Raw genomic sequence first — 7,713 nt, forward strand, 5'->3', positions numbered from 1 at the left:
GGAAAAGAATATGTCGGATCTTCGGGTGCGAAGCATAGACGAAAGCAATCTTGAAACGGTTATTGCAGCGGATGTGGATTTTGAGGGGGAGATGTCCCTCACCGATCCAATTTTGATTAAAGGAAGGGTCAAAGGTTCCATTACCACCGGCAGCAGCCTCTATGTGAGCGAGCAGGCGGATCTGGAAGCTGAAATTGATGCCCCGGTAGTGAGCATTAAAGGCAGCGTCGCCGGAGATATTCAGGCCCGCAACAGGCTGGAGCTGTTTAAAAGCGGCCGCCTCACCGGAAAAGTCCGAACACCGGATCTGATCGTTCAGAGCGGCAGCATATTCAACGGCAGCTGTTCCATGCCCGATGCATCTGCTTCCGGTGCAGATGCAGGAGAGGATGCCCGGGCAACTCAAAGAGGGGCTGATGATATTCGGTCTGAGGAGGGTGACACATGATGCGGCAAATTTCCAAGTCTGTCGTCCGCAGCCTGGTTTTAACCCTTGTGCTGATGATGCTCAGTGTTGCGGTGTTTTCCCAGGAACAGGCTGGACCGGGCAGGGAGGACGCATTGCAGGCGTTTCGTGAAGGGCGTTACCAGGATGCAATCCGGATTACCAATGCGGAAATCTCCGCCATTCCCGGCAACATGGATTCCTATGCGGTTCAAGGATGGACTCTTCTTGCTTTGGGGCGCTGGGCCGATGCAGTGGATCTGGCCCAAAGAGGTCTTCAGGTTTCCCGCTATGATCACCGGGTGATTGCAATAATGGGAGAGGCCCAGTATCAGTTGGGAAATAATCTTGCGGCCTTGCAGTACCTCCAGGAATATACGGCCATCAGACCCGATGGTGCAATCATCGATGAGGTGTATCGACAGATGGCTGAAGTGTACATCCGTCTTGAAGAGTACCATTCCGCCGATATTGCGTATACAACAGCTCTCCATTTTGATTCTTCCCAGGCCCAGTGGTGGTACCGCCTGGGTTTCGCCAGGGAGCAAAGCGGCAGTGATTCTCTTGCCCTGGAAGCCTATGAACAGGCGGTGAGTATCGATCCGAATCTCAACCAGGCCCGGGAGGCCATTAACCGCCTCACCACCTGAGCTGGGATTGTTATTCGAACTCCGGATCCGGCTTCCGGTTCATCCCCGTCCGGATTGTCTGCAGAATTCCCGTGATAGATTCGAGCTGATCCGGGGTTTTATTACAAGTAGAGATGGTGAACAGAATCAATAAAACATTAGTAAAAAAAGCAAGTATATGTGTGGTAAAGAAAAAATTTTGGGTTATACTTTGAATCAGGCGACCCCTGGACAAACATGTAAAAATAATTCAGGGGCCTGGAGGTAATTATGAAAAAAACCGTACTGCTGATTACAGCATTCCTTCTGGTATCCGGGGCTGCCTTTGCGCAGCTGGATCCGTTTATGCCCCCAAACCCCATAACCTTTGCTCAGGGCGGCGCCTTTACCGCCAACGCTGAGGGTATGAACTCATTCTTCTATAACCCCGCGGGTTTCAGGCATGAAAAAGGTGAACTCACCCTCACATCGGTGGGAGTGTATGCCATGCTGGACAGAGCCATTCTCGATCTTGCAGGTGCCATGCTGGGAGGCAGTCCAGACGGTGCATCCTTTTCCACCAGACAGAGCGGTTCCGAGCTTCCGTCTGAACTTCAGGGATTGGGACTCGATGAACTGTTCACAGAAGTTGAAGATGTGGCTGCCTGGTTAGGAGAAGTCGGTGATGCAGATCCCGATGCAGGCGATGCAGCTGTTTCCGCCGCATTGGACGAGATAGCTCAAATGGATCCATCCCTTGCGGATGATATTCAGGATTTGCAGACAGCAATTGAAAATGGGGAGGAAGTATCCACCGAGCAGCTGACCGGTGCAATCCTTTCATCTCCCATCTTCGAAGAAAACGAAGAGACCGGAAACTCAAATCTCACCGAGATCATCAAAGCAATGGATAAGGCCGCCGGTGAAGAGTCCGCGAAAAACGGCACCAGTGTCCCCACAGCAGATGACAGTCTTGGTGATGGCTGGGAAGATAGTGTAGACGCTGCGGTTGCTGAAGCGAAGGAAAGCATTCCTTCAGGGCAGATGCGCTTCGGCGCTCTCGCCGGAATTGCATACAGCGGTAACGGCCTGGGTCTCGGTCTGTTTGTAAACGTTGACGGAACCTTCAACGGCGACACTATTCTATCCACACGTGGACGAGTGCTTTCATCCGTAACCGCAGTGGGAGGACTTTCCTTTCCAGTGGGACCGTTTTCAGTTGGAGCCCAGCTGAGACCTACCATTCTCGGATACGCCGATGTAAATCCTTCCCAGATACTTATGCAGCAGCTGGGTGGAGGATCTGAAAGCGAAGAGATGGATATCGCCTCGATTGTGGGCGGTGCAGTATACTCCGGGCTTTACATCGGTCTTGATGCCGGTGCCCTGTATGATCTAGGCCCCTTTACATTCGGTCTGACCGTTAAGGACCTTCTTCCCATCCCCGTGCAGTGGTCCAGCCATGAAAGTGTAGAGCAATATGCTGCTGCACTCAGCGGAGGTGCCCTACTTGGCGGAGAACCGGTGGATGATGCATCCGATCTCTATAAGATTCCTCCCATGAAGGTGAATGTGGGCGCACAGTTTAATCCCGATCTGGGACCGCTGAGTTGGATTGTGGACCCCCGGGTGAACGTTGATATTCATGATCTGTTCGGTTTCCTCCGTTACATTAACGAAGAAGGCGTGCAGAAGGATAAGGCCACCTACGGTACAAGCTACAACTTTGTTGAACGCCTCCATGTGGGTGCGGAAGCTGCATTCCTGGGCGGGCTCGCCAGTGTGCGCGGCGGTTTCTACGGAGACTTCCTGAATGCCGGATTGGGAATTCATCTTCTCTTCCTGGACATCAATGCCGGTGTGGGGCTTTCCCAGCTGGAAAAGAATGCCGCAGGCGAGTGGGTGTTCAAACAGCTCGGTCTGAGCGCAGAAGTGGCTATCCGCTTCTAAATCCAGGAAATACAAGCATTTGAAACGCAAGCACCGGGAATGATTTTTCCGGTGCTTTTTTTCTGTCATAGTGTTGACAACACAGATAAAGAGTTGATATATTCCAGGCCCATACGGAAATGCAGCTCTCAGAGCATCGTGTATCCGTTTGCACGGGCCGCTAGCTCAGCTGGTAGAGCAACGCCCTTTTAAGGCGTGGGTCATTGGTTCGAATCCAATGCGGCTCAGGTTGCGGATTGCTCCGCATGGTTTTTGTCTCCTTCGTCTAGTGGTTAGGACACCGGGTTTTCATCCCGGCAACAGGGGTTCGAGTCCCCTAGGAGATGTTCCCATTTACAGGGATATGGTTTTTGTCTCCTTCGTCTAGTGGTTAGGACACCGGGTTTTCATCCCGGCAACAGGGGTTCGAGTCCCCTAGGAGATGACGTCAGTACAATTCAAAATGGTTTATATAATTAAAAATTGGAGCAGATTCCTTCGGAGTCTTGCTCCTTTTTTTATCCTGATATGTATCTGATTATAATTTGATTCCGTTGGTTCTCATCCCGGCTGCCGATACACTCAGACATGACTTCAGCCCATAAAAAAACCGCCCGACGCATAGCTCCGGGCGGTTTTGATTCAATGGCGTTCCTTCTTGTCAGAACCAGAAGCGCAGGCCGAATGCTGCCTGGGCACCGAAAGACGGGAAGACTGGCGCAATGGTGAGGGTGGGTGCGATCTCTACAAAGAGCTCAAGAAAATCCACCGGATACATATTCAGTCCGATGGGAAGGCGTCCCCCAAGCTGAAATTCATTGGCTGCACCGCCAATGTACAGCCCCGGTCCTAAGTAGATGTTCAATGCCCCCGCAAGATTTTCATTCAACACCCACCAGTCTGCGGTTGCTCCGAAATAAGCAGGCTCAATTCCGAACCCAAGACCGAGAAGAAATGGAAGTGAATCAAGTTTTGCCGACAGCATTACATCGGTTCCCGGCAGACCGCCGATTGGAAGTCCAAAGCTGGCGCCTATACCCACTGCAGACGCGCTGAATACGGTAATAATCATGAGGATCACAAGTATAATTGCGAATTTCTTCATGTACGGTTCCTCCTGTATTTTGTTGGAATTCCTAATATAGTTTATGGTAGAATACAATTCAATTAAATTATACAGAAACGACTATATTGGGAGGAATGAATGGAAGCTGGAGACAGCCGAATACTGCTTACAGCGGATGATCTGGACGGATATCTGAGTGTTGAAGATAAGCAGGATATAAAGGATCTTGACGAACTGTACAGCCAGGCCATGCAGGATTACAAAATACTGGAAAGCAGCGCCAATCAGACCCGGCTTGATCAGTCCCGGGAAAATATTATATCCACCTATAACAGAATCGGGGATCGAATCCAGGAGATCTGCGACAGGCATCCGCAAATAAACGTGTACTCCTTCCAGCTCCCTCCCTCATCCCGGGGTGAGGCTTCCCGGCTTATTGCCAAGCTGCGGGATGTGCGCACCAGTCACCAGGAATTTTTATATTATATTCAGAGAGCCTATGAACTGCTGTTTAATCTTGCGTTTCATCAGGGTGAGACCCAGAGCAAGAACCATCTGATTGTTAAAACTCCGGTGAACGATCCGGTTCAGAATTATGCAATACATAAGATTCCCGATGTTGACAGTAAAATCGAGAACTCCGTGATGTGTGTGATGCTCAGAGGTGCCCTGCTTCCCTCAATGATCATGTCAAAGGAGGTGCAGGAATATTCCTCCACCGGGTATGTCACTCCCTTCGCTCTGTTCAGGATTCAGCGGGACGATAGCCGCAAAGAATCGGATATGCACTACGTGCTGGATCTGAAGTCTTCGTTTTTTGATCTGGAAAGTCTGGACGGGAAGGATCTCTTCTTTGCAGATCCCATGAACGCCACCGGAGGGTCATTGGTGACAATCGTCCAGTATTTGAAGGATCAGGGGGTTAAACCGCGATCCATTCAGTTTTTCAATGTGATATCTGCGGTGAAGGGAAGTCTACGCATTGCCCGTGCAATTGAAGGGGTGAAAATTTACACCCTTTGGATGGACCCGGTGTTAAACAGCAAGGCATATATTCTCCCCGGGCTGGGGGATGCCGGTGATCGGCTGAACGGCCAGGACATTGAGGGGAACTCCCGGAATATCATTCAGCTCATCGCAGACTACGGCGCCGGAATAACCAATTTGTATCGCTCTCAGGTACGGGAAATTGAACGTACCGTTCTTGGCGAGATGGGCTGAGTATTCATGAACGGCAAATCATTTGTTCAATTCCGTTGGCCCCTGTTGCTGATTTCTGTGTTCACACTGTTGACTCATGCCTGCGCCACCTATTCACAGGCCAGGGTGCAGTTGTCTCAGGAATATGTGATTCTCGGGGATGAATACTACGACGCGGAGAATTACTCCCGGGCCGGAAGTCTGTACCAGAAGGCGCTGGAGCTGTACCCGGGCAATTGGGGCGGTCGGTACGGGCTTATTCAAACCTATCTCTCCCGGGGGGATGTCACCCGCGCTGAGGAGCTTTTTCAGGAAGCGGGGAAAGAGCTGAATAATGACGGGCATCGGGAGCTGCAGGCATATTTCGCCGCCAGATCCGGTGACTACGAAACGGCCGGAGAACTGTATTCACTCTTGCTGGAAGAGCATCCAGAAAACTCCGAGTACCGCTTCAACCTTGCTCTTACCCATATTGCTCGGGACGATTCAGCCCGGGCCTATACGCTTCTGGAACAGGTTGTGGATTCCAGGGATTCGTTTTTGCCGGCCCGGATCCGTCTGGCCCAGCTGGATGCTGAAAACGGGGATTATCTTTCTGCATCCCTATGGCTGGAGGAGCAGAATGTTGCCGAGTATCCCCATGGGGCATTGATTCTGGCCCGTTCCTATCGGGAGCTTGAATATTACGACAGATTTTTCACCACTGCAGATCAGATAGTCGGCTGGTCAGGAAGCTGGCAGGGAATTGATCAGGATTTTTACGGTCAGCTCCAGGACCTGTTTTTTTCAGCGGCGCTCCGGGGAGTGGAGCAGGGGCTGAAGGATGCCAGAATCCGCTCATATCTTGTTTATGTTTCGGATGAGCTGGAAGCCTACGATGTCGAATGGGTTGGGGAAAATATTCTTCCGGGACTCCAGCCTGAAGAACGTTTTCCTGAAACCCTGGCGTTTATCAGGGCGCAAAATCCTGCAAATGAAGTCGGCGACCCGAATATCCCGGCGACTGAAACGCAGGGGGGTGGAGAAAACTAGCTCCGGGCATTATGCGTGGGAAAGAACTATCAAAAAAAACGGCTGCCGGGAAATTCCCGCCAGCCGCTTGTGGTTAAAAGTGATGCTGCAGAATTGCCCTGCAATTATTCCGGTTACGGAATCAGGATACTGCAGCCAGAAGATCGGCGAATACTGCATCCGGTGAAGGACTGCTGTCCAGGTCGGTTAGAATGCCTTCTTCTTTATAATATGAAATCAGGGGAGCGGTCTGATTCCGGTACACTTCCAGCCGTTTCTCTATTGACTGCTTGGTGTCGTCCGGCCGGGTGATAAGGTCTTCGCCGGTAACATCATCCTTGCCTTCCGTTTTTGGCGGATTGAAAAGGATGTGATATGTGCGCCCCGATGCTTTGTGAACACGCCGCCCGGAAAGCCGTTTTACGATTTCTTCATCATCAAGCTGAAAATTAATGACCCTGTCCAGGGAGGTCATCTTTTTCAAGGCATCTGCCTGGGCAATGGTGCGGGGAAAGCCGTCAAGAATAAACCCCTCCCGGGCATCACTCTTTCCGAGGCGTTCTTCCACGAGGGAGATGGTCAGATCGTCGGGGACCAGTCCTCCTGCTTCAACAATTTCTTTCACCTTTTTTCCCAAATCAGTCTGATTGCGGATGGCTCCGCGGATAATATCGCCGGTGGAAATGTGGGGGATATCCTTCTCTTCGCTCAGGCGACCTGCCATGGTGCCTTTACCGGCTCCTGGAGGTCCGAGAAAAACCAGCTTCATTTTTTTCTCCTCAACTCGTCATTTTGCGTTATATTACGGGATGGAGACTGAACAGTCAATTCTAACTCCAAGGAGGCAGCATCAATGGATTTTATGGAACGAATGAAAAAAACCCTGGATCGCGGGGTGGAAGCTTCAAGGGAATTCCTTGGAAGAGCGGGGGACACCGCAAAGGATCTCAGTGAGAAAGGTGTTTTACGTCTGGAGATCCGGGAACTGGAAGGAAGAGGGAAAAAAGAGTTTGCTCGGCTGGGCCAGCTGGTGTTCGATCACTTTGTGAAGCAGGAAAAATCCAGCATTACCGCAAAAAACCAGGAAGTCTCAGAGATCCTGGAAGAACTGAGAACCATAGAAAACGATATCGCCGTCCGTGAAGATAAGCTCTCCGCTTCTGATGACGGGGATAAGGAAGAGCCGGCTCAGACTGATGGGGCTGACTCCCGGGATAATTCCTGACGCAGTCTGTGACACGTTAGGTTTGCACGCAGCCGGGGCTTTTAGAGATCAGGCGATTTGTTGACCAGATTTCTGGTTTTGCCCCGCTGCGAGGCAGGTTTTCGCCCGGCTTTTTTACAGATCCTCTACCCGGAGAAATTCAGAAAAAAAACCTCAAAAGGTTGTTGACTAGTTGGCATAGCTCTGGTATCTTCACGCTCACATCGGAACGGCACGGCCGGACGGTGCG

8 protein-coding genes and 3 tRNA genes are annotated in these 7,713 nt (G+C 51.1%); 9 read left to right on the forward strand and 2 right to left on the reverse strand.

Annotated features, from left to right (window positions below; all coding sequences use genetic code 11):
- The first annotated feature begins 10 nt into the window (after positions 1 to 10).
- The 6 genes from L21SP2_RS05275 (at position 11) to L21SP2_RS05300 (ending at position 3,427) form a co-directional block, all read left to right on the forward strand.
- The gene (locus L21SP2_RS05275) at positions 11 to 448 is read left to right on the forward strand and encodes a bactofilin family protein (protein ID WP_024267457.1); all 438 of its coding nucleotides are present in this window, start codon (positions 11 to 13) and stop codon (positions 446 to 448) included.
- Positions 445 to 1,095 (forward strand): tetratricopeptide repeat protein, encoded by a 651-nt coding sequence (locus tag L21SP2_RS05280; RefSeq protein WP_024267458.1) that lies wholly within the window; start codon positions 445 to 447, stop codon positions 1,093 to 1,095. The genes L21SP2_RS05275 and L21SP2_RS05280 overlap by 4 nt, the downstream gene beginning before the upstream one ends.
- A 249-nt stretch (positions 1,096 to 1,344) precedes the next feature.
- Complete coding sequence (locus L21SP2_RS05285) at positions 1,345 to 3,003, forward strand: hypothetical protein (RefSeq protein WP_024267460.1); 1,659 nt, start codon at positions 1,345 to 1,347, stop codon at positions 3,001 to 3,003.
- Between the two features lie 154 nt (positions 3,004 to 3,157).
- Positions 3,158 to 3,230 (forward strand) — tRNA-Lys (locus L21SP2_RS05290).
- Positions 3,231 to 3,257: 27 nt separating this feature from the next.
- Positions 3,258 to 3,329, forward strand: a tRNA-Glu gene (locus L21SP2_RS05295).
- A gap of 26 nt (positions 3,330 to 3,355) precedes the next feature.
- Positions 3,356 to 3,427, forward strand: a tRNA-Glu gene (locus tag L21SP2_RS05300).
- A gap of 216 nt (positions 3,428 to 3,643) precedes the next feature.
- On the opposite strand, the gene L21SP2_RS05305 is transcribed toward L21SP2_RS05300, so the two are convergent.
- Positions 3,644 to 4,087 (reverse strand): hypothetical protein, encoded by a 444-nt coding sequence (locus L21SP2_RS05305; protein ID WP_024267461.1) that lies wholly within the window; start codon positions 4,085 to 4,087, stop codon positions 3,644 to 3,646.
- A gap of 99 nt (positions 4,088 to 4,186) precedes the next feature.
- Between L21SP2_RS05305 and L21SP2_RS05310 the strand changes: the two genes are divergently transcribed.
- Together L21SP2_RS05310 and L21SP2_RS05315 are read left to right on the forward strand one after the other, a co-directional pair.
- Positions 4,187 to 5,269: a uracil phosphoribosyltransferase gene (locus tag L21SP2_RS05310; RefSeq protein ID WP_024267462.1), complete on the forward strand. Its 1,083-nt coding sequence runs from the start codon at positions 4,187 to 4,189 to the stop codon at positions 5,267 to 5,269.
- Positions 5,270 to 5,275: 6 nt separating this feature from the next.
- Complete coding sequence (locus L21SP2_RS05315; protein WP_024267463.1) at positions 5,276 to 6,280, forward strand: tetratricopeptide repeat protein; 1,005 nt, start codon at positions 5,276 to 5,278, stop codon at positions 6,278 to 6,280.
- Between the two features lie 121 nt (positions 6,281 to 6,401).
- Here L21SP2_RS05315 and adk read toward each other — a convergent pair whose 3' ends face one another.
- On the reverse strand, positions 6,402 to 7,028 hold the full coding sequence (gene adk, locus L21SP2_RS05320) for an adenylate kinase (protein WP_024267465.1): 627 nt from the start codon (positions 7,026 to 7,028) through the stop codon (positions 6,402 to 6,404).
- 84 nt (positions 7,029 to 7,112) lie between these two features.
- On the opposite strand from adk, the gene L21SP2_RS05325 reads away from it, so the two are divergent.
- Positions 7,113 to 7,484 carry a hypothetical protein gene (locus L21SP2_RS05325; RefSeq protein WP_024267466.1) on the forward strand — a complete coding sequence of 124 codons (372 nt, stop codon included), beginning with the start codon at positions 7,113 to 7,115 and terminating at the stop codon, positions 7,482 to 7,484.
- Positions 7,485 to 7,713 lie beyond the last annotated feature (229 nt).

This window comes from Salinispira pacifica, from assembly GCF_000507245.1.
GTDB classification, from domain to species: domain Bacteria; phylum Spirochaetota; class Spirochaetia; order DSM-27196; family Salinispiraceae; genus Salinispira; species Salinispira pacifica.